Origin of the sequence: Pokkaliibacter plantistimulans, assembly GCF_003194385.1 — a bacterium.
Lineage (GTDB): Bacteria > Pseudomonadota > Gammaproteobacteria > Pseudomonadales > Balneatricaceae > Pokkaliibacter > Pokkaliibacter plantistimulans.
In genome coordinates, this window is record NZ_LAPT01000093.1 from 1 (window position 1) to 22,490 (window position 22,490).

General features: G+C 55.3%; 18 protein-coding genes. 11 read left to right on the top strand and 7 right to left on the bottom strand.

Translation table 11 applies throughout. The features are described from left to right. Window positions 1-566: 566 nt before the first annotated feature. The 4 genes from WH50_RS18285 to WH50_RS18300 all read right to left on the bottom strand — a co-directional run bounded on the left by WH50_RS18285 (window position 567) and on the right by WH50_RS18300 (window position 4,896). Window positions 567-1,388: an enoyl-CoA hydratase/isomerase family protein gene (locus WH50_RS18285; protein ID WP_110188759.1), complete on the bottom strand. Its 822-nt coding sequence runs from the start codon at window positions 1,386-1,388 to the stop codon at window positions 567-569. 10 nt (window positions 1,389-1,398) lie between these two features. Further along, on the bottom strand, window positions 1,399-3,006 hold the full coding sequence (locus WH50_RS18290; protein WP_110188760.1) for a carboxyl transferase domain-containing protein: 1,608 nt from the start codon (window positions 3,004-3,006) through the stop codon (window positions 1,399-1,401). A gap of 118 nt (window positions 3,007-3,124) precedes the next feature. Then, the gene (locus tag WH50_RS18295) at window positions 3,125-4,294 is read right to left on the bottom strand and encodes an isovaleryl-CoA dehydrogenase (protein ID WP_104155377.1); all 1,170 of its coding nucleotides are present in this window, start codon (window positions 4,292-4,294) and stop codon (window positions 3,125-3,127) included. 140 nt (window positions 4,295-4,434) lie between these two features. Then, window positions 4,435-4,896, bottom strand: coding sequence for a MerR family transcriptional regulator (locus WH50_RS18300; protein WP_110188761.1), 462 nt, complete (start codon window positions 4,894-4,896; stop codon window positions 4,435-4,437). A 924-nt stretch (window positions 4,897-5,820) separates the two neighbouring features. Here WH50_RS18300 and WH50_RS18310 point away from each other — a divergent pair. Together WH50_RS18310 and WH50_RS18315 are read left to right on the top strand one after the other, a co-directional pair. Next, window positions 5,821-6,534, top strand: a complete 714-nt coding sequence (locus WH50_RS18310) for a helix-turn-helix domain-containing protein (protein WP_243410164.1) — start codon at window positions 5,821-5,823, stop codon at window positions 6,532-6,534. A 138-nt stretch (window positions 6,535-6,672) separates the two neighbouring features. Continuing rightward, window positions 6,673-7,584, top strand: a complete 912-nt coding sequence (locus WH50_RS18315) for a DMT family transporter (protein ID WP_110188764.1) — start codon at window positions 6,673-6,675, stop codon at window positions 7,582-7,584. 15 nt (window positions 7,585-7,599) lie between these two features. On the opposite strand, the gene WH50_RS18320 is transcribed toward WH50_RS18315, so the two are convergent. Continuing rightward, window positions 7,600-8,202, bottom strand: coding sequence for a DJ-1/PfpI family protein (locus WH50_RS18320; protein ID WP_110188765.1), 603 nt, complete (start codon window positions 8,200-8,202; stop codon window positions 7,600-7,602). Between the two features lie 104 nt (window positions 8,203-8,306). Then, window positions 8,307-8,759 carry an Mpo1 family 2-hydroxy fatty acid dioxygenase gene (locus WH50_RS18325; RefSeq protein WP_104155372.1) on the bottom strand — a complete coding sequence of 151 codons (453 nt, stop codon included), beginning with the start codon at window positions 8,757-8,759 and terminating at the stop codon, window positions 8,307-8,309. Between the two features lie 174 nt (window positions 8,760-8,933). Between WH50_RS18325 and WH50_RS18330 the strand changes: the two genes are divergently transcribed. The 9 genes from WH50_RS18330 (at window position 8,934) to WH50_RS18375 (ending at window position 19,695) form a co-directional block, all read left to right on the top strand. Continuing rightward, window positions 8,934-10,136: an acetyl-CoA C-acyltransferase gene (locus WH50_RS18330; RefSeq protein ID WP_110188766.1), complete on the top strand. Its 1,203-nt coding sequence runs from the start codon at window positions 8,934-8,936 to the stop codon at window positions 10,134-10,136. A gap of 233 nt (window positions 10,137-10,369) precedes the next feature. Then, window positions 10,370-10,981, top strand: coding sequence for a LysE family translocator (locus WH50_RS18340; protein WP_110188768.1), 612 nt, complete (start codon window positions 10,370-10,372; stop codon window positions 10,979-10,981). A gap of 29 nt (window positions 10,982-11,010) precedes the next feature. Continuing rightward, on the top strand, window positions 11,011-11,826 hold the full coding sequence (locus WH50_RS18345) for an AraC family transcriptional regulator (RefSeq protein ID WP_110188769.1): 816 nt from the start codon (window positions 11,011-11,013) through the stop codon (window positions 11,824-11,826). A gap of 278 nt (window positions 11,827-12,104) precedes the next feature. Next, window positions 12,105-12,971, top strand: coding sequence for an AraC family transcriptional regulator (locus tag WH50_RS18350; protein WP_110188770.1), 867 nt, complete (start codon window positions 12,105-12,107; stop codon window positions 12,969-12,971). 147 nt (window positions 12,972-13,118) lie between these two features. Then, window positions 13,119-13,769, top strand: coding sequence for a LysE family translocator (locus WH50_RS18355; RefSeq protein WP_110188771.1), 651 nt, complete (start codon window positions 13,119-13,121; stop codon window positions 13,767-13,769). A gap of 221 nt (window positions 13,770-13,990) precedes the next feature. Continuing rightward, window positions 13,991-15,685: a coiled-coil domain-containing protein gene (locus WH50_RS18360; protein WP_110188772.1), complete on the top strand. Its 1,695-nt coding sequence runs from the start codon at window positions 13,991-13,993 to the stop codon at window positions 15,683-15,685. A 220-nt stretch (window positions 15,686-15,905) separates the two neighbouring features. Next, a complete protein-coding gene (locus WH50_RS18365) occupies window positions 15,906-18,125 on the top strand; it encodes an AAA family ATPase (RefSeq protein WP_165838476.1) in 2,220 nt (739 codons plus the stop codon). Window positions 18,126-18,186: 61 nt separating this feature from the next. Then, entirely contained in the window at window positions 18,187-18,972 is a 786-nt protein-coding gene (locus WH50_RS18370) for a hypothetical protein (RefSeq protein ID WP_133251367.1), read from the top strand. Between the two features lie 183 nt (window positions 18,973-19,155). Then, the gene (locus tag WH50_RS18375; protein ID WP_243410165.1) at window positions 19,156-19,695 is read left to right on the top strand and encodes a nucleoside 2-deoxyribosyltransferase; all 540 of its coding nucleotides are present in this window, start codon (window positions 19,156-19,158) and stop codon (window positions 19,693-19,695) included. On the opposite strand, the gene WH50_RS18380 is transcribed toward WH50_RS18375, so the two are convergent. Then, the gene (locus WH50_RS18380) at window positions 19,679-22,345 is read right to left on the bottom strand and encodes an EAL domain-containing protein (protein ID WP_243410166.1); all 2,667 of its coding nucleotides are present in this window, start codon (window positions 22,343-22,345) and stop codon (window positions 19,679-19,681) included. The two genes, WH50_RS18375 and WH50_RS18380, sit on opposite strands and share 17 nt — an antisense overlap. Between the last annotated feature and the right edge of the window lie 145 nt (window positions 22,346-22,490).

Sequence of the window (22,490 nt, forward strand, 5' to 3'; positions counted from 1 at the left end):
TAACAGGTCGTTGAAAATCTATCTGCGTTGCCGAATACCGCGTCAAAAACAGGCTCACAGCCAAAGGCTGAACGTGCTTTAGCACGGCCCCGAAGGGGCGAGCGGAGCGAGTCAAATGCTCATTTAGTTCACTAAACTCCGCTTTTTCGCCTGCTTTCTCCTTGTCTCGGCGGCCTCGATAACGTTTTTCAACAGCCTGCTAAAGGTCTAAGAACGTGTTTACGATCTGCTGCGCGTCGGCCAAACGGCGTTGGAAAGCCCTTAGGAATGCTTATTTAGGGCCGCTAAACCCGGCTTCCTTAACGCTGTTCGCCTTGTTTGACGCTAGCTCGTGAGATCGTGAGCACGTTCCGGGAAGGCGACGGCTCAGGTCTCTGACAGGTCACTGCAATGCTATCCAGGTTGCCGGATGCGGCGTCAAAGCTGGCTGAAAATGCTCGTTTAGTTTACTAAACTCCGCATTTTCGCCTGTTTCTTCATTGCTTCGTGGCTTCGCTGACGCTTTTAGCGACCTGCTCAATGTTTATTTTTGGACATTACCCTGCCGTGTTTGACGACAGGTCAGCTCAATGCTGGCGCCACGCGGGGGCTCGCTTTTCAAGGAAGGCGCTCAGTCCTTCCTGACCCTCCACCGACACCCGGATATCAGCGATACGCTGGCTGGTATCCTGCAGCAAGGCCTGATCAATCGGTTCGCCGCTGACACTGCTGATAAGGTGCTTGGCAGCGCTGATGGCTGCCGGGCTATTGCCGAGCAGGGCTTTGAGCAGGGCGTCTGCTTCTGCGGCCACCTGATCAGCCGGTACACAGCTGTGTGCCAATCCCAGTTCCACGGCTTTGCTGGCTGTGATGATTTCTGCGGTAAGAAAGTAACGCCGTGCCTGACGCTCACCGATGGCGCGCAGTACAAAGGGCGAGATAGTGGCCGGGATGAGGCCGATACGCACTTCACTGAGGCAGAAGCTGGCGTTGTCGGCAGCGATCACCATGTCACAGCAGGCGGCCAGCCCGACTGCGCCGCCGTAAGCCGCGCCTCGTACCAGGGCAAGGGTCGGTTTGCTCAGGCTGTAAAGGGTGTTCATCAGGCCAGCCAGCGCCAGCGCATCAGTGAGATTCTGCTCATGGGTGTAGGCTGCCATGCGCTTCATCCAGTTGAGGTCTGCCCCAGCACTGAAATGTTCACCCGTAGAGGTCAGCACCACTGCACGCACGGCGGCGTTGTTGTCGGCTTGCTGCAGGGCATCGGTCAGCTGGCTGATCAGGCTGTCATCGAAGGCATTGCGCTTGTCTGGCCGGTTCAGGGTCAGAGTCAGTACGCCGCGCTCATCCTGATGCTGCAAAAGCGCCTGCGAAGCCGGGTCGGCAGCTGGCGTGAAAGTGTCAGTCATGGCCCGCTCCTTACATGCGGAACACGCCGAAGCGCGTTTCTTCAATGGGTTTGTTCAGTGAGGCGGACAGCGCCAGGCCCAGTACTTCGCGTGTCTGTGCCGGATCAATGATGCCGTCATCCCACAGGCGGGCGCTGGCATAGTAGGGGTGACCCTGATGCTCGTACTGATCGATGATGGGCTGTTTGAAGGTCTGCTCTTCTTCTTTGCTCCAGGACTGGCCATTACGCTGCATGTTGTCGCGCTTGACCTGTGCCAGTACGTTGGCAGCCTGCTCGCCACCCATCACGGAGATGCGGGCGTTGGGCCACATCCACAGGAAATTGGGGTCGTAGGCGCGACCGCACATGCCATAGTTGCCTGCGCCGTAACTGCCACCAATCAGCACTGTGAACTTGGGCACCTGAGCACAGGACACTGCGGTCACCATTTTGGCGCCATGTTTGGCAATGCCTTCGGCTTCGTACTTGCGGCCGACCATAAAGCCGGTGATGTTCTGCAGAAAAATAAGGGGGATCTTGCGCTGAGCGCACAGCTCGATGAAGTGCGCCCCTTTCTGTGCTGATTCACTGAACAGCACGCCGTTGTTGGCAACGATACCTACCGGATAGCCATAGAGACGGGCAAAGCCTGTCACCAGTGTGGGGCCGTACAGCGGTTTGAATTCGTCGAAATCGGAGTCATCGACCACCCGGGCGATTACTTCATGGACGTCGAAGGGTTTGCGCAGATCAGTGCCAACCACGCCATACAGCTCTTCAGCCGCATAGCGTGGCGGCAGGGCAGGGCGGATATCCAGTTGTGCTGGCTTCTGATGATTGAGGCGACTGATGCACTGTCGTGCCAGTTGCAGGGCATGCTCATCGTTCTCGGCATAGTGATCCGCCACGCCGGAAATTTTGCAGTGCACGTCAGCACCGCCCAGGTCTTCGGCACTGACTTCTTCGCCGGTAGCGGCTTTGACCAGCGGCGGGCCGGCCAGAAAGATGGTGCCCTGATTACGCACAATAATGGATTCATCCGCCATGGCGGGTACATAAGCCCCTCCCGCGGTACACAGGCCCATCACCACGGCAATCTGTGGGATACCTTTGGCTGACATGCGTGCCTGATTGTAGAAAATACGGCCGAAGTGGTCGCGGTCAGGGAAGACCTCATCCTGATTGGGCAGGTTGGCACCGCCTGAGTCCACCAGATAGATGCAGGGCAGATGGTTTTTCTCGGCGATGGCCTGAGCCCGCAAATGCTTCTTCACGGTAATAGGATAGTAGGTACCGCCCTTTACGGTGGCATCGTTGGCAATGATCATGCACTCAACGCCGCTGATCCGGCCAATACCGGCAATGACGCCAGCACAGGGAATCTCTTCGTCATACACCTCATAGGCAGCAAACTGGCTCAGTTCCAGAAAGGGGCTGCCCTGATCCAGCAAGCGCTCCACCCGATCACGGGGTAGCAACTTGCCACGCGAGACGTGACGCTCCTGATAGCGGGCGCCGCCGCCCTGATAGAGTCGCTGCAGTTTGGTGTGCAGGTCATTTACCAGAGTGCGCATGGCCTGCTCGTTATGGAGAAAGTCAGCTGCCCTTGGATTGATCTTGGAAGTGAAGATGGCCATGTGATGTTCCTTAAGTTGATTGCACAAGCAAATCCGTCGTTGATAGCGAGCGGCTGCGCTCCTGCAGGAACGTGTTCATTAGATGAATACGTTCTGAAGCAGGGCAGCCGTAGCAGAATCAGTTGGACTCGTTGAACAACTCGCGGCCGATCAGCATGCGACGGATTTCCGAGGTGCCAGCCCCAATTTCATAGAGCTTGGCATCGCGCAGCAGGCGGCCAGTGGGGAACTCGTTGATGTAGCCGTTACCGCCCAGCAACTGGATGGCATCCAGAGCAACCTGAGTGGCTTTCTCAGCGGCGTAAAGAATGGCGCCAGCGGCATCCTTACGGGTGGTTTCGCCACGATCACAGGCGTGTCCTACGGCATAGACATAGGCTCTGCTGGCGTTGAGGGTTGTGTACATATCGGCCACTTTGCCCTGAATCAACTGGAACTCGCCGATGGACTGGCCAAACTGTTTGCGGTCGTGGATATAGGGCACGACCACATCCATACATGCCTGCATGATGCCGAGCGGGCCCGCCGCCAGTACGGCCCGTTCGTAATCCAGGCCGCTCATCAATACCCTGACGCCACCATTGAGCTGGCCGAGCACGTTTTCTTCCGGCACTTCACAGTCGGTGAATACCAGTTCGCAGGTGTTCGAACCACGCATGCCGAGCTTGTCGAGTTTTTGTGCACGGCTGAAACCGGGGAAGTCGCGCTCGACGATGAAGGCCGTGATGCCTTTTGAACCTGCCTGTACATCGGTTTTGGCGTAGATCACATAGGTATGGGCATCGGGGCCGTTGGTGATCCACATCTTGTTGCCATTGAGGATGTAGCGATCACCGCGTTTTTCCGCCCGCAGTTTCATGCTGACCACATCGGAGCCTGCATTAGGTTCGCTCATGGCCAGCGCGCCGATATGTTCACCGCTGATCAGCCTGGGCAGATACCTGGCTTTCTGTTCAGCGTTGCCGTTACGGTAGATCTGGTTGACGCACAGGTTGGAGTGAGCGCCATAAGACAGGCCGACGGAGGCCGAGGCGCGGCTGATTTCTTCCATCGCCACCATATGTGCCAGATAGCCCATTTCTGCACCACCGTATTCTTCGCTGACCGTGATGCCGAGCAGACCCATATCTCCAAACTTGCGCCACAGATCGTTAGGGAACAGGTTGTCGTGATCGATCTGCGCTGCGCGTGGGGCAATCTCAGCCTGGGCAAAGGCATTGACCTGCTCGCGCAGCATATCGATGGTTTCACCCAGACCGAAATTCAGGCTTTTGTAGGTGGAGATCATCTGGCATTACCTCACTGTTATTGTCATTAATTGTTATTGTCATTAAAGGTCGCGCTGTCTGGTGGACCCAGTGACAGCCAGTAATGTTACAGTCAGTGATATTGCGCGGTGCCGTCGTGCCTGCTGCGGTCAGCGCAGACTCACGGCTCCTGACTCATCTCTGACTCATGTTCTTGCCCGGCAGGGAAGGTGTAGTCCAGTTCCTGCTCCAGAGCGTGACGACCTTCCTGGCTCATGGAATCCCAGCAACGTTTTTCAGCTGTCAGCAATTCGGAACGAACAATCTGCAGATCCTGCAGCTGCTGCTCCAGCGTCGCCAGTTTTTCATGAACGATGTTGATCATCAGGGTCAGTTGTTTATCGTTGTTGGTGGCCGTGTCGTCATAAATGGCAAACAGTTCACGGGTATCCGCAAGGGAGAAGCCCAGACGCTTACCCCGCAGGGTCAGCTTCAGGCGCACACGGTCCTGCTTAGAGTAAATGCGTGTCTGGCCCTTGCGCATTGGAGTGAGCAGCCCCTGGTCTTCATAGAAACGGATGCTTCGCGTCGTGATATCGAACTCTTTGGCGAGCTCACTGATGCTCCAGGTGGTTTTACTCATAGCATTGCCTTAAATAGTGTTGATGCAAGATAGTTCAAGTTTACGTAAACGTAAACATTGCTGTGTCTAATTTGTCTCAGACTATGGTCTGAGTGTGTCTAAATGCTCAAATTTTAGACTAACGTCTAATTAAATCTGCCCGGAAAAAGGCTCATAGTATCTCTCATGCCGCTGAGCGTTTACCTGAACGTAAACGTTAGATAAAAGCAATAAGCGATGCTGGAAAAAATAAAAATAAAATCTCCGGAAGCAGTCGGCATCAATGAGCACATTGCTGTGCTAAGAACCCAGAGAACTTAAGCCCTAAGTCCTCTGGGTTTTTGCTATCTGGCGTCTGTAAAAACGCCGACACTGTTTTTTCCCCGTACCTGAAACCCAGATACCCCTACCGCAGCACACAGTGTGTGAATGCAGTCCGGCATAGACGTGCAAATACTCTGCCTGTTGGCGCGAATTGTACGATTGAATCCGGGAAGAATATGCGAGCTTAGACCAAGGTCTAGTTAACAGTTACAGAGTATGTCGGCATAGTAGCACCCATGCCGCTGAGCGTTGACCACAACGTAAACGTGAAAAATAAAAATAAGTACACGATGAAGTTGATCAGGTCTGCGTCGAACAACAGCAATAAGCGAAACTAGAAACAATAAAAATAAAACCTCTGGTAGTCAGTGAGCATGAATAGGCGCAACAGGTGATTGACCTCTAGCGCTAAGAGCCCAGTCAACTTATGGTCGAAGCCTGGCTTAAGTTGACTGGGTTTTTTGCATTCTGCGTCAGCGAATTTCCTCCTTCTGCCATCATTCTCACTGTCTATTGAATAGCACTGCATGAGTGCTGGTCGTCGTCTTCATCGCTTTGCAAACAAAGCGCTGACGTGACAGGCTGGCGTGCAGTTGACGCCCATCACCCTGTGACTGCCCCATGCCTATGGATAACAGCCTGAGTATCCGCACCTATACCAAGCAGCAGCAAAGTCATGCCCATGATTATCATCAGTTGGTGCTGCCCATTCGGGGTGTTATCGCGATTGAGCTGGAAGGCTATGCAGGTAAGGTGGGGGTAGGCGAGTGTGTGGTGATCCAGAGTGGCAGACAGCACCACTTCAGGGCTGACGAAGCCGCCCGTTTCATCGTGGCCGATCTGCTGCAGCTGCCGGACAATCTTTATTCCATCGCCAGCGCGGTGTTTTCTGTTTCAGCACCGATGCTGAGTTTTCTGTTCTTTGCCGAAAAACAGCTGGAGTTTCAGGTGGATGAAGCACTTGAAGCGTCCATCCTGCAGCTGTTCATGCAACTGCTGGCGCGACAGGGGGACAGAGCGCCTGTCGATCAGCGCATCAGAACGGTGCAGGCCCATATCACTGGTCACCTGGCCAGCAACCTGCAGATTGCTGAGCTGGCGGAAGCCGCGCACTTGAGCCCTACTCAGTTCAAAAAGCTGTTCAGGGAAGCGTTGGGAAGCAGCGTGCATCAATACATCACCCAGCTGCGCATGGAAAAAGCCAGGGCGCTGCTGACTCACACCGACCTGCCAGTGCAGCTGATTGCAGAACAGGTGGGATATAACGATGTGTCGGCATTCATCCGCCGCTTCACCGCCTGTTTTGGCATGTCTCCCCGGGCATTTGCCAGATAGTGCCTGAGCACGTGTTCACGACCCTTTCAAAGTGCGGCTGATAAGCCGATAGATGCGTCCGATCTGCACATTTTTATAAATTCCCTTTCAGTATGCTGTGCACCACGAACTCACCCATGAAGATGATGGATTCAGGTAATGGCACACAGTATTCATTTGGAAAAGCAGTCACGGCATGGTGTGCTGGCTGTCTTATTGGCCTCATTTCTCTGGGGTACGACGGGCACCGTAGCCAGCTTTGCATCCCAGCTCAACCCACTGGCCATTGGTGCTTTCGCGATGGGGGTAGGGGGCTTGTTACAGGCGTTGCAGGCGCGTAGTCAGCTGCGACAGGACATCGCCCAGTTGTTGCAAGTGAAGCCACGGTTGCTGCTCGGTGGCATGGCCATCGCTATCTATCCGCTGGCTTTCTACAGTTCGATGAAGCTGGCAGGCGTGGCGGCGGGCACGGTGATCTCCATCGCAACGGCCCCTTTTGCAACCGTGGTGCTCGAATGTGTGCTGACCAGAAATAACACCATCAACAGGCGCTGGCTGATCAGTTTTGCTCTGGGTGTGGTGGGCGTGGTGATGCTGACATCCGGCAATGCTGCCGATGCAGCAGAGGGGCAGTCCCAGGCACTCGGAAAGATGATCGGCGTCCTGCTGGGGCTGGTCGCAGGGGTGGCGTATGCCATCTATGCGTGGTTGGCCAAGTCTATGATTGATCAGGGCATTCCTTCGGAGTCGGCCATGAGTGGCATGTTTGCTATTGGCGCTGCGGTGCTGATTCCCTCGTTGCTGCTCACGGGGCAGCACCTGTTTGCCAGCGTACACAACATTCTGGTGGTGTCTTATATGGCACTGGTACCCATGTTCATCGGCTATCTGGCGTTTGGCTTTGGCCTGCGCTATGTCAACGCCAGCAAAGCGACCCTGCTCACGCTGTTCGAACCCGTCGTGGCAGCAGTGCTGGCGGTAGTGATTGTGGGTGAGCAGATATCCCTGCTGGGCTGGGCAGGGATCGCTCTGATTATGTTCTGCCTGTTTCTGCAGGCGCGGGGTAGCTGATGGTCTGCTGACCGGTTACAGGCCAGCTTCCTTCATGACCACATCCAGCACACGCTGAGTGTATTGCTGCTTTTCGCCAACCGGTGCGACGTAATGCAGGGCCTGAGTAGCGGCCTCCAGCCCAGCCATGCGCAGCATGGCCCAGGCGGCGAGGTACTGAGAGGCCAGGCAGCCTCCGGCTGTCGCGACGTTGCCATCGATATGCAGGGGTTTTTCCAGCACGGCAATACCCGCTTCCTCTACCCAGGGCCGTGTGGTGGTGTCGGTGCAGCCCGTCAGCGACGGGATCAGCTGCAGTTTGGCCAGCAACAGGGTGCCTGAGCACTGAGCGCCAATCAGTTGTCTGGCCGGGTCGAGCTGCAAACGGCCGAGAATATCTGGTGATCTGGCAATATCGCGGGTAAATATGCCGCTACCGAACAGCACAACATCCGCGCTGTTTGCATATTCAAGTGGCGCCTGTGCGTGTAGGGTGACGCCATTCATGGAGGTTACTTCAGCCTGCGGGCAGCACAGGCGAACCTCCCAGCCTGAGGGTTTCAGCCGATTGAGCAGGCCAAGCGCTACGAAAGAGTCCAGTTCGTTGTAGCCTTCAAAGGTCAGTATGGCGACTTTCATGATGAGTTCTGATGATTCCTGTCTGAGCGCTTGATGTGCGTATGCGGCGATGAGCCTGCTGCGCACCCAGCATAACCTGCATCCAGCGGACCAGGTTCACGATCTCAGGTGGGAATACGTAATTGCCGCAGTATCCGCTGCATCAGCCAGGCGGGTCCAATCAGCAGAAACTGCAGATCCGTGAAAAAGGACGGGCGTTTGCCTTCCACCGCATGGCCAACAAACTGGGCAATCCACAGCACAACGAACAGGCCTGTGGCCACATAGAGCAATGGCGCGGTTGCTGACAGCCAGTGGCATAACATCAGACACATCCCCATAAACAGACACATGGCAATGCCCAGCGGGCGTGAAAGGCGCAGGTAAAACAGGGCGGCAGGCAGAGTCGCCAGGGTGGCCCAGTTCATCTCGGTTTGCTGCCAGGGGGTAGGCAGGCTCCACAACAGGGCAACCACGCAGAAGAAAATACCCGGAACTGCCATCCAGTGGATCAGTTTATTTGTCGGATGTTGGTGGCTTTCGCCATACAGAGACATCCATTGGGTCAAGCTGCGCATGGTGCTGTCCTTTTAGTGAATGTTGTTTTGTTATAAAGCAAGTATGAAAAGGCTGCCAGCATGACATGTAAATATTAAGTTGACCTTTACGTAAAGGTGATGTGTTGCTAGCGTAGTGCCCCACACCGGCCCGATCACACATCCGGGTGCAATGACAAGATAAGGAGAACAACGATGTCATCCACTGAGCATATCAACCCGACCACCGATATTGTCGTCGTGGCAGCCAGTCGTACTCCCATGGGTGGTTTCCAGGGCAGTTTGAGTTCGCTTAAAGCCACGGAGCTGGGCAGTGTTGCCATTCGACATGCACTGCAGGCTTCTGGCTTGCCTGCGGAAGTCGTCGATGAGGTTGTGATGGGCTGTGTCCTGCCTGCAGGTTTGGGTCAGGCACCGGCGCGTCAGGCATCACGTGGTGCCGGTTTACCCGATCATGTTGGCTGTACCACGGTCAACAAGATGTGTGGCTCAGGCATGAAAGCCGTCATGATGGCGATGGACCAGATTCGTGCCGGTGAGGCGCGCATTATGGTGGCAGGCGGGATGGAGTCCATGAGCAATGCCCCCTACCTGCTGCCGAAAGCGCGTGCCGGCCTGCGGATGGGCCATCAACAGGTGATTGATCATATGTTCTTTGATGGCCTTGAGGATGCCTATGAAGGTGGGTTGATGGGCGTGTTTGCGCAACAGGCGGCTGACCGCTTTCAGGTAACCCGTGAAGAGATGGATGCGTTTGCCATCAACTCCCTGCGCAAAGCCCAGACGGCGACAGAGCAGGGGTGGCTGAACAGTGAGATGGCTCCGGTCAGCATTCAGAGCCGAAAAGGCGAAGAGCAGGTAACTCAGGATGAGCAGCCCTTCAAAGCCAACATCGACAAGATCCCCACCCTCAAACCCGCGTTTGCCAGAGATGGCAGTGTCACTGCGGCGAATTCCAGCTCCATTTCCGACGGTGCTTCTGCGTTGCTGCTGATGTCAGCGGCAGAGGCCGAACAGCGCGGCTTGCAACCACTGGCGCGGCTGCTGGCGCACAGCACTCATGCCCAGCTGCCCGCTGAGTTCACGCTGGCTCCCATCGGTGCCATCGATAAAGTCTTGAAGAAGGCCGGCTGGGATAAATCGTCGGTCGATCTGTTTGAAATCAACGAGGCTTTTGCCGTGGTTACCATGCTGGCGATACGCCAGCTGGAGCTGGATGAAAGCAGAGTCAACATCTTTGGCGGTGCCTGTGCACAGGGGCACCCTATTGGTTCATCAGGCTCGCGCATTCTGGTGACCCTGATCCATGCGCTGCGGCAAAAAGGGCTTAAAAGAGGCATTGCCTCACTCTGTATCGGCGGCGGCGAGGCCACGGCGGTGGCGGTTGAAGTGCTATGACCCTGTGCTGAGGGGCATTTCAGACGGAAAGTGCTGATGACACTGCTCTGATGACACTGCTCTGATGACACTGCTCTGATGAAAAGCACTGATGAAGAAAGCACTGATGAAGAAAGCACTGATGAAACAGCAGCGAGGCGCAATTTTGTTCAATAAATCCTGCTGAGCCTCACGCACACTGCCAGCTGAACTCCTGGAACGTGAACACGTTCTGACAATAAGAAGGTTTCCTCATGCTGGCAGTGATTTTTTCCATGTCCATGTTTGCGCTGGTCGGGGCCATTACCCCCGGCCCGGTCAATATGCTGGCGACCAGCTACGGTGCGCGTTTCGGCTTCTGGCGGGCGCTTCCTCATGTACTGGGTGCCAGCCTCGGCTACGCCCTGTTGCTGCTGGTGCTGGGAGCAGGGGCTGATCAGGTGATTGCCCGTATCGGCTGGTTGCAGTCGGGTATCCAATGGGCAGGTGCGCTGTTTCTGCTCTATCTGGCCTTGCGCATCATTCTGGCACCCGTAGGCGGGCCGGTAGCAGAAGGCGACTGCAACGGTCAGCCGGGTATCTGGCAGGGGGCGCTGTGTCAGTGGCTCAACCCGAAAGCCTGGTTGTTCGGGCTGTCCGGTATTGGGTTGTTTGTCAGCAGTGCCGGGGCCTTGCCCTCCGGTCTTTATGTCTTCAGCACCGTGTCCTTTCTGGTATGCTGCTTTTCCGTCGGTTGCTGGGCTGCCATGGGGCAGGTCATCAGCCGCCACTTGCATAACGCCCTGCGTCAGCGCTGTTTCAATGTGCTGATGGGCTCAGTGCTGGTACTGACCGTCGCCCTGGCGGGCATCAAGGCCAGCTTGTGAAGGCAGGCGGTAGTCAGAGGTTAGCGAGCATGCAGCAACAGCCAGAGGTGTTTTTCCGTCGCAATGGGGTGCTGCCCTATGTGGAAATGCGCAGTGCCCGCTACTTCTCGGCGTGTTACGACACCCACAGCCATCCTGAATTTTCGTTTGGCGTCGTTGACGGCGGTTACGGTCATTACGTCAATAAAGATCGGGAAATGCTGACTCAGCGTGGCAGTACAGTGCTGATCAACCCTGATGAACCTCACTCCTGTAATCCGGCGCAGGCGCCCACCTGGTCCTATCGCATGCTGTTTGTCGATACCGCATGGATGGCTGACCTGCAGCGCAGCATGTTCGGTGCATTCCGCGGCGAGTTTGTGCCCTTTGTCCGGCCTATGGTCGATGATCCGGCGACCTATCAGCATTTTGATCAGCTGTTTTGTGCACTGCTGAATGAAGACGACGCCATGGCTGCGGAAGAAACGCTGATCGGATTTATCCAGCAGCAGTTCCAGCCGCTACTGGCCAGCGAGCCACGGTTTGACAGCGGGCAGATGAAGCAGGCCAAGGCTGTGATACTGGACCGGCTGCAGGACAACCTGTCCATTGACGAACTGGCGGCTGAAGTCGGGCTGAGCCCCTATCATCTGATTCGCAGTTTTCGCGCCGCCTATGGCCAGACACCTCACGCCTTTCTGCTTGATCAGCGGATCAACCGCGCCAAGCCGTTGCTGCAGCAGGGGCAGGCCATTGCGGATGTTGCCCAGGCGCTGGGGTTTGCCGACCAAAGCCACTTCCAGCGTCATTTCAAACGCCGCATCGCGGTCACTCCCCGCCAATATCAGGCCTGCTTTGTTCGCTGATCAATAAGCCTGACCATCTGCTGTCAGTCTTTCCACCATGGCCATGGTGAATCGCGTATATCAAAAGCAGCTATGCGTTTCGGGCATACAGGGGGCGATGTGGACAGGGAGTATCCGGCAGCAGAGCAAAGCACGCTTTGCCATGCAGAAGGTGGAAAAAGAGGCTCGTTCACCGCAGTTTTTTACAAGCCGACGGTGCCTGAGCGGAGTAGACTGTTGAAGCGCCAATACATCATGGTGTCTGCCATTCCGGTTTCAGCAGTGACGTTCTTGCCCTCATGACCAGCATCCTTCTCCCTGACTCGACCAAGCCTGCGATCCAGCATCAGCTGATGGATACCCTGCCGGGTGTTGAGCTGGTGCGTGCCTATTACCAGGGGTTTGAGTTTGAGCCCCATGTGCATGAAGACTTCCATATCGGTATCTGTGATTTCGGTGCGCAGGACTTCATGCACAAGGGCAGCCGCTATGTGCTGGCACCACAGCGCCTGTCGCTGATCAATCCGGATGATGTGCATGACGGCAAAGGTGCTGTCACGGGGAACTATCAGGTTCGCTGTCTGCGGGTCAGTGCTGACTGTATTGCGCGTGTCGCTGAGCTGCAGGGGCAGCCCAACCGCAAGATTTTCTTCAGGGGGCCGGATATTGCGGACCCCTTCCTCTACAACGGTTTACTGCAACTGCACCGGGCGATGGAGAGGCCCGGTGTGGAGCCGCTGGCGACCGATACCCAGCTGATGCTGGTGCTGTCTCACCTGATTCAGCGCTATGCCGATTCACCTCAGGGCGAGTCTGAGCGAAGTGGCAAGGGCAGCAAGCAGTTCAGTACGCTGCAACGCCAGCAACTGAAGGACTACCTGCTGGCCGACATCTGCAACAAGCATCGTCTGGCTGATCTCGCCGCCCTGTTCAATCTGAGTGAGTATCAGTTTTTGCGACGCTTCCGCCAGAGCATTGGCATGACGCCCCATGCCTACTTGCTGGCATTAAGGGTAGATTGCGCCCGCCGCAGCCTGATGCAGGGCAAGACAGTCAGTGAGGCGGCGGTGGAGGCTGGTTTTTATGATCAGAGCCATCTGGTGCATGCCTTCAAGCGCCGTTACGACCTGACGCCTTCCGCCTATCAGCAGCAGGTCTGGCGCTGACGACTTGTTCACGATCAGCTGTACACCGGCCATACAAACACTGGCGTATGGCTATCCGAACTGCATTTTTTTACAAGCTGGCTGTTTTCGGAATCGCTAATCTGATGGCAATCCCGATTCTCATGAATTGCTTGTCAGGTATTTGCCATGTCTTTCGCGTCGTTACTGTTCACTCTTGGCTGCGTGCACTTTGCTGCACTGGTGGCCCCCGGCCCCGATTTCGCCCTGATGCTGCGCGCCAGTACTCTGGGAGGGCGTCGTCATGCGTTCCTGCTGGCGCTGGGTCTTTCCACCGCCATCATGATGCATACTGCCATCGTGACCTTTGCCGCCAGTGCATTGCAGCAGGTGCTGCCCGGTATCATGCGCGTGTTGCCCTGGCTGGCAGCGGCCTGGCTCGGCTGGCTGGGCTGGAGTTGCCTGCGGGCTGCCTGGCAGTTTCAGCCCGCGCAGGGCGAGGCCACGGCCACCGGTGACAATGCCCGACAACTGGGCAATGGCTGGTGGACTGGCTTTGCCACCAACGTGCTTAACCCCAAAGCCTATGTCTATTTCTTCAGTGTGATTGCCGGGATGCTGCCTGCGGTCAGCCCATTACAGTTCAAGCTGTCACTGGTGGCGCTGTTTTTTGTGCTGGCACTGGGCTGGTTTGGCTTTCTCGGCTGGGCGCTGAACATCCCGCGTTTACGCAACTGGCTGATGAGCCATGAGCGCGGCACACTGTACTTCACCGGCGCCATCCTGACGGTCTTTTCGCTACTGCTGGTGGCGCAGGGTGTGGCGCGCTGGAGTTTGTAGCGAATCTGCTTCAATGTCATAAAATGTATATTTATTTGTATAATTGTGTATTTGTGTATAGAGTGGCGGATTCGTCAGGCAGGTTCGCAGCGGAGTGGCTGCTGAAATGACCTGATGTTCCAACCCGGTGTTGAGCATTGTCGTCATGTTGGTCAACGAGGCGATCTGAGTGTTGGAAAAGGAATGTATTTGGACATTGGAGTTGATATAGGGAGGTAGTGATGTCGTCCACATCAGCCGCTAAGCGCAGTAAAAATAGTGAAATTAAAGACGTTTTAGTCCGCGCCAAACAAACTGCAGGGGTTGCTGCCAAGCCTGCCGGGCGAACTTCTCAGCATACTGAAGAGCTGGCAAACCCCTTTACAGATATACAGTCCAATACCTTCTATAAAATCATCCTGAATCCTGACCTCAGCCCGACGGAGCGCAAGGAAGCGGTAGCCAGGGCGTTGACGTTTACCCATGACAAGATTGAATCCAGTACTCGATTGGACGAGTTCAATCAATTCAAGGAATACCTTCAGCACGAGCGCAAACGCATGGCCAAGGAGATTATTTCCTTGACCGATACCGATGCCTTCTCTGAATTGAAGGCCGTCTACGATGAAATCAATCGTGCCCTGTTGTCATTTGAGTCAAAAATAACGCCTCTTACCGACATTGTGGATGCGGTCTATACCCTGCGTATGGATGGGGTTACCTTCGATGTGTTCCGCGAAATCGCCAATGACAAGGAAAAAGAGGCCGAGTTGCTGGCATTACAGCTGCAGCAGTCCGCTGAGCTGGAGCGACTAACACAGAGTATCGAGGAAATGCGTCGCCAGGTTGCCATTCTTGGTGAAGACAAGGGCTGGTTTGGATTCGGTAATGTGCGTCGCAGCTCGCGGGAAAAAATCGCCCTGCTGCAACTTGACATACAGGAGCTGACACAGGAGCTGCAGGAATTGACGCAGCAGATTGAAGCTACTCCCAAAGCTTTTGTTGCACACACCGAGCTGGCTGAATACCGTGATCAGAAGGCCAAGCTTCGCGAGCTGCTGGATATCAGCTCTGATCAGCACATCCAGCGGCAGCGGGATTTGGTCAGTGCGGCTCAGGAGTTTATTAACACTACGGAGACGCGCGTTGGCATCGTATCTCAGCACTTTGATCAGATGAACGGACAGATTGCCAATCTAAGCGAAGCCAATTACTCCATGCGTGAAATTTACGCCATCATCAACGATGCGACCAAGGATGCCGAACGTTCCAATGAGAACATTCGTGAAACGCTGCAGCCTGGCAGCGTCGATGAAGGTGATATTGAAAAGATGGCGCGTGAACGCTCCAAGCGCGACCTGGAAGGTCACATCAAGGCACTGGGCACCTCGTCTGTCGACACCACCACGGTACTGGCAGAACTGACCACCTCCAGTCATCGCATTAAGTCCATGCAGGATGCCAATGAGCAACAGATTAGCAAGACGCGTCAGCTACACAGTTCGGGCGTTGCGGGTGTAGCGGATCAACTTAGCACGGTATTGCAAGCGGTATCGTCAGCTGCGCTGGGCGAGTCTTCGGAGATGGCTCGTATGTCACTGGAGCGTATGCAGCAAACCACTAATGACCTGGGCCAGAAGGAGGTTATCCGTGTTGCTCTTGGTTCCAAGGAGATCAACTCCGAGCTGGCGAAAGCCCTGGAGGATCTGGAGCAATATGGCCAGGTGGTGGAAGCGGCCACCAGCATTACTCGTCAGGGGCTGGAGGAAACGAAGGAGTTACTTGGCCGCCTGGAAGATACTGCAAGGGGTGTGCAGAACACCGTACGTGACTCCTTTGCGGTGGCCGCCGATGTAACCGCAGGAAAATATGATGGGGAGACTGCTGGAGAACCCGTCAGCGACATCAAATCAACCGGTAATCCGTTTAATTTCTGATAGACCTCCAGTCGGGAAGTCTATTGGATCAAACGTTGAGCCGACGCAGAAATGCAAATCAGATAGCAGGTTTGCGAATTCACTATCACGTGAGCCAAGAGGCCGCCTTTACCATTCTGATTGATCACCCCCAACTGGCTCCTGGCCAGGATGGAATGCTTTCATCCTGGCTGTCTTCCGTTGCACTTTGTGTGCAGTGACGCTTATGGATGAGAAAGCTATGTCACATTTTCTGACACGTGGCCGGGATTATCTGGCCAGACATCCTGATTTCAAACTGGTCGGCCGCAGTGTCGAGCTGAACAAGCTGGCTGGCATTCTGATGCGTAATCGTGCCAACAGCATATTGCTGGTTGGCGCTGGGGGCGTGGGATGTTCTGCAATCTGCATGGGCTTGCAGGCAGCCAAAACAGATCCTGCGGCGCCTTTCGACCTGCTTAGCAAGCGCTTCTTCTGGTTGGATACGGACGGTCTGTTTGCGTCTGGTGACGGTGCACAGATCAATGAAGCCTTTCAAAAGCTGCTGCGTACTCTGGGACGTTCTCGTGATACCGTACTTATTGTCGAAGATGCGCGGGACTTCATTGAAGCGGCACGGAACAACGGCTGTACGCACTTTATCAATGCCTTGGTCAGAGAAATTCGCCATGGGAAGTTTCAGGCCATTTTCGAGACGCGTGACGAGGATCTTGAGGTTGTGCTCAAGTGCCACTCGGACATGCGTGAATACTACACCATGCTGGATATTCGTGAACCTGAGCAGCATTGCCTGCAGCACATCGTGACCGAGGCGGCGCAGCGGTTGGAGCATCACCATCACATCTGTATCCATTCCGATGCGGTGGATGCTGCGATCATGCTAACCAGCAAATACCGAGTTCAGGAAATGAGCTTGAGCAGAGCTCAACCGGAACGAGCACTCAATCTGCTGGACCGGGCGTTGGCCAGTTATCGCCAGCGCGTCCATGCTCAACCAGTTCGTCATGATGAAATGCGTCTGACACAGCAGCAGTTAACCCAGGCCTTGCAACAGGAAGTCCTGAGTGTTGATGAGCGCGAAGCATTGCTTCGGCAGCTGTCCAATCTGGAGGATGAGATAGCCGAGGCTCGCCAGACGTGGCAGGACATGCAGGAGCGCTTGCGGCAGTGTTATCGTTCTCAGCGAGAAGGGGAGGAGACCTTGATCGCTTTGGAGGAGGAGCTGGATACGTTACGCAAACAGCAGGCTGAACGGCAAACAACAGAGCCTGAGCTGGAAAGTAAGCCCGGATTCAGAGCCTTTGGCTCAGCGGTGTCGGTAGGGTTTGAGTCGGAAGCCATTACACGGGTAAAGAACGATATTGAGCGCTTGCAGTGCAGTGTTAAGGCCAATAAGGCCGAGTTCGAGTCGTTGACGGCGGAGTTCAATCGCAGTCTGGCGTTATCTGCAGACGATGTGCTTCGTGAGTTTAGCAGTATCTCCGGCATCGCTGTTGATAAGCTCAACCAGGATGAGCGCTGCAAGTTACTCAAGTTGCAGGCTACCTTGCAGAACCGAGTATATGGTCAGGATCATGCGGTAACTCAGTTGGCCGATGCCGTGCGAGTAGCGCGTGTAGGATTGAAGGATCCGGAAAAGCCACAGGCTTCTTTTATGTTTCTTGGGCCTTCTGGTACGGGTAAAACGGAACTGGCTAAAGCGTTGGCTTCTGCTTTGTATGACAGCGAAAAAGCTCTGCTGCGTTTTGATATGTCTGAATACATGGAAAAGCATGGTGTTGCCAAGCTGATCGGAGCTCCTCCAGGTTATGAAGGCTATGAGGCGGGAGGGATTTTGACCAATTCCATGCGTGCGAATCCTCGTGTCATCGTATTGTTTGATGAGATTGAAAAGGCCCACCCTGACGTATTCAACGTGCTGCTGCAGGTGTTGGATGACGGCCGTCTGACTGATAATCGAGGCCTTACTGTGTCGTTCAGTGAGGCTATTATTCTGATGACGACTAATATCGGCCAACCCAACTTTCTGGATGAGGCTCTGACCTTTGATGATGCTGTGGCCGAAACCTTGAAAGAGTTGGATACGGTATATCGCCCTGAGTTTCTCAATCGCTTCAATGGCCGACAGAATATTGTTTGCTTTAACCGTCTTGGCCTGCCGGTTATTGAGAAGATTGCGAGGCGGGAAATCATCAAGCTCAATCAGCAGATCAATGCAGGTGGCAAGCGCATCCACATCGACGTATCCGATACCACTCTGGCGGAGCTCTGCCGTGCCATTTATTCACCGGCGACTGGCGCGCGTGGTGTGCCCGGCTACATCACTACCCATATCAAACCCGCTGTTGCCACTACCTTGCTGCAGACGCCGGAGGCTGAGGGCAGTATGGTGATCGAGTTTGATGCGCACAGTCGCAAAGTGCAGATATTGCCTCCTAGCCCGGATGATCGGCGCCAGTAACAGCGTGGCAGGCGGCTCTGGCCGCTCGCCAAGAGTTCGCCAGACAAGGAGTTACCCAGTTATGAGCAAGGATGTTCCACCTTCTGCTGCAGAAGTTCTGCGTCGGGCGCAGCGTATTCTGCAGCAACAACGGCAATCCTCTTCTGATAGAAGGCAGCGGAAGACAGTGCCTCCACTTCCAGACCAGCCAATGCCCGGTGCGTTGGCGCGGTTGATTTTTGCAGCTATTACCTGCTGTAAGGTGCTGCTGAATACGCTGTTTTTGCCGCTGTGGTTGTGGCGTTGCTGGCGTGATGGGCGGCTGTTGACCTGGCTGTTATCCTGCTGGCGCTGGAGTGCCTTTCAGCAGAAGGCGGGTACGCCGGTATGTGATCACAATGGCGATATGATCTTTTCCCCCAGGCGACTAGTGGTGATTTCGGCTGCTGGCATGGCAAGTGGCTGGCTACTCTACCTCGGTGGATGTGCCCTGTACTTTTTCTCTACCCAGTTTGAAGAGCTGGTGTACACAACAGGCAAGCAGGAAATTGTGGCGGGCGAACGTTATCAGTTCACTGGCTGTACCTCGTTACCCTGTAGCACCTCAGCCAACAACGGCAAGTACTACACCATCGAAAGTAGTCTGTTCTTACCCGCGTTGTATTATCCGGAAGAGGATGTTTACGCCAACATCCCGCAACAGGATGCGGCCTGCACCATTAAAGGTTACGGCATCTATTTCCGGCGATTGCGCGCGCTCTATCACTATGCGCAGTGGTATCAGCATGTCTATAACATTTCCTGCCGTCCTTACACGGATAAAGAGAAAGCTCAGGTCGTGCAGTCAGGTGTACTGCAGCAGGAATAGGCTGGTTGCGGAGCAAGAGGTGGGTAAACCGCTGAGATGCCAAAGTGTCGGTGGGCGCACACGATTTAGGCTAGCTATTGCTGATAGTGTCTGAAGGATTAAGACTCACAGGGTAGATAGTATTCATGGCACAGCATTTGTATCGAAATGCTGTTCCCGATTGTTCTGACTGAGAAGTAACTGATGTATCGATCTGTCTATCTGGCTGGCCCCGATGTGTTTTACCCCAATGCTCGTGCCCTGGGCGATGCGAAAACGTCACTGTGTGAGGCGTTTGGTCTGAAGGGGCGCTTCCCGTTGGACAAGGAGCTGGACTTAACCGGGCTGACACCGTTTCAGGCTGGCCTTGCCATCTACCGTGGCAATCTCAAACTGATGGATCAGTGCGATATCGTCATCGCCAACCTGACGCCCTTTCGTGGCCCTGGTATGGATGGCGGGACGGCGTTTGAACTGGGCTATATGCAGGCGCAGTTCAAACAGCTGTGGGGGTATTCACTGGATGCCCGCAGTTACCAGCAGCGTGTGGTTCAGCCCACCGCAGGCGTGGACGAAAACGGCCTGTCGGTAGAGCGCTTTACCATGGCAGATAACCTGATGATGATTGGCGCGATTGAAGACAGTGGCGGGCAGTTTATCGCCCGAGACGGCGACTGTCTGAGCATTGATGATCATCTGCAGGTGTTGCGAGAAGTGCTGCAAGCGCTTACTGGTCAGGTGTGAAAGGCACCTCTACCCTGGTCAGATACTCCCGGTGCAGCGCCTCTGCCGGGCCGGGCTGACCAAACAGATACCCCTGGAACAGATGGCAACCCAGCTCGATCAGCTTGTCGCGCTGCTCCAGCGTCTCCACCCCTTCGGCAATGATGTGCATGTCCAGTGTCTGCCCTAGCGCAATGATGGTCTTGATGATGGCCGCATCGTTGGCATCGTTGAGCAGGTCGCGGACAAAGGAGCGGTCGATCTTCAGCTGAGCAAGGGGCAGACGTTTCAGATAGCTCAGGGAAGAGTAGCCGGTACCGAAGTCATCCAGCGAGAAGTGCACCCCTTTGCGGCGCAGACGGTTCATGGTGTAGATGGTGCTTTCCATATTGGAGATCAGCTGGCTCTCGGTGATCTCCAGCTTCAGCAGATGGGGAGCAGCACCGGTTTCGCTGAGAATTTCCAGCACGTCCGAGGCAAAGTCCGGGTGGTGGAACTGTCGCACACTGACGTTGACTGCCACCGGTATGGTGCACAGATAGGGGTGCTGCGACCACTCCACCAGCTGGCGGCAAGCCTGGCGCAAAATCCACTGCCCGAGCGGCAGAATCAGGCCGGTCGCTTCGGCGACGGGGATAAACTGTGCAGGGGGAATCAGCCCTTTGGAAGGATGCTGCCAGCGGATCAGGGCTTCAGCGCCCTGTAGTTTGCCCTCCATGTCCACCTGTGGCTGGTAGTGCAGCAGGAACTGGCGTGATACCAGCGCCACACGCATATCCGCTTCCACCGCCGCTCGGGCCAGCGCTGCGGACTGCAGATCAGGCGTAAAGAAGCGCAGGGTGTTCCGGCCAGCGGCCTTGGCCTGATACATGGCCAGATCAGCATGCTTGAGCAGCTCTTCCACCGTACTTTTCGGGTCATCAAACAGGGTGATGCCGATGCTGGCGGTGGTGTTGCAGATATGGCCACTGAGCTGATAGGGCCGCGACAGCACGGCCAGCAGACGTCGCCCCAGACTCTCGGCATAGGAGCGGGCACGACCACTGTTGGTGTCGAGCTGATCCAGCATCATCACGAATTCATCGCCACCGAGGCGGGCAATGGTGTCCTGCGCGCTGATTTCTGCCTGCAGGCGCTGCGTCACCTGTTGTAGCAGCTGATCACCCACATCGTGGCCCATGGTGTCGTTCAGGTCTTTGAAGTTATCCAGATCAATAAACAGCAGGGCGCCGCTACGGGGGGATACTTCCCGGCTGCTCAGGGCCGTCTGCAGCCGTTCGATCAGCAGACGGCGATTGGGCAGCTGCGTCAGGGTGTCGTAGAACGCCAGCCGGTGAATTTCCTGCAGATGCTGCTTCTGGTCGGTAATATCGGTGGAGATGCCACAGATGGCATAGATGCTGCCGTCCTCGTGGCGCAGTGGCATCTTGATCGAATGATAGGTGCGCAGCCGTCCGTCATTGCTGCGGTTGACCTCTTCAGCCACCAGACGTTTGCCTTCACTCAGTACCTTGCGGTCATTCTGGTGCAGGTTCAGGCAGGTCTGCTCATCGAAGAACGCTTCGTCACTTTTGCCCAGCAACTCTTCCAGCCTGGTGTCAAACAGGTCACAAACCTTCTTGTTGGCATACTGATACTTCAGCTGGGTGTCCTTGATATAGATGTAGGAATCAATGGTATTGAGAATCGTCGCCAGCTTGTCTTCACTGGCCTGCAGAAAGCGGGTTTTCTGCCGCACCTGCCGACGCAGCAACGCATTGCCTCCTACTGCCAGCACCAACAGGGCCATCAGACCATAGAGCCACCACCAGATCTGCGCAGGGATCAGTGGCCTGGGTACTTTGCCGCCCCAACGCTGCAGGATATCGTAGTAGACCGACTTGGAATCGGCTTGCCACAGGTCGAGGTAATGATCGATTGCCTGCAGCAAATCCGCATTCTTGCCCTTGGGGGTGGCATAGAACAGTTTGGCGGGCTGGAACATGATAGGGGTGGCTTCGAGGTGATAGTTGGGCGCCTGAAAATCACCAAATCGAGCGTTGGAGACCGCTACATCGGCTTTGTGGCCTGCCACCAGCTCGAACGCCTCTTCCAGATTACGCACTGGCACCAGCTGGGCGTTGACGGAAAAGCTTTTCAGCAGGCCATCGAGATAGCTTTGCTGGATCGAGCCATCCATCACAGCGATCCGTTTGTTGTGCAGATCGATGATCGACTGAATGTGCTCTTCGCTGTTCTGATAGACCTGTGACCAGGAATAAAGCGACGGCGTATGGTGGAAGTCGAAAATGGCAGCGCGCTGGTCGCTGAAGGCCACATCCGGCATCAGGTCGATAGCGCCACTTTGCAGCAGTTCCAGACACTGCTGCCATTCGCATCTGACTGGTGTGAGCTGCCAGTGCTCCTGTCTGGCAATCTCGACAATCAGATCACCGAGGATACCCGACGGCATTTCGTCTGTGCCCATCATGATCTTGGGCGAATTCTGGTACACCCCTATTCGCACATCACGCGATTCTGCGTGAGTTAATGCAGGTAAAAATGAAAGGGAGACAAAAGCCAGCAAAGCCAGCATCAGTGGAGTACTGCCAGCAGCGCAGTCAGTATAAAAAAAGGTGGTAAACGGCAAGTTGGTAAACGGCTGGTGATCGGCAATCGCACCGGTATTCAACCTGTGACTACACACCTGCCTGCGTCTAAACACTGTGAAAGGCATCAGCTCAAACCCTGCCGAACGTGAGGGGAGTAGGGGGGCTGGCGTTCCCATACTGTTCAGGTCGTATAGCCATTGGCCAGTCTTCCATCAACCTGTTTTT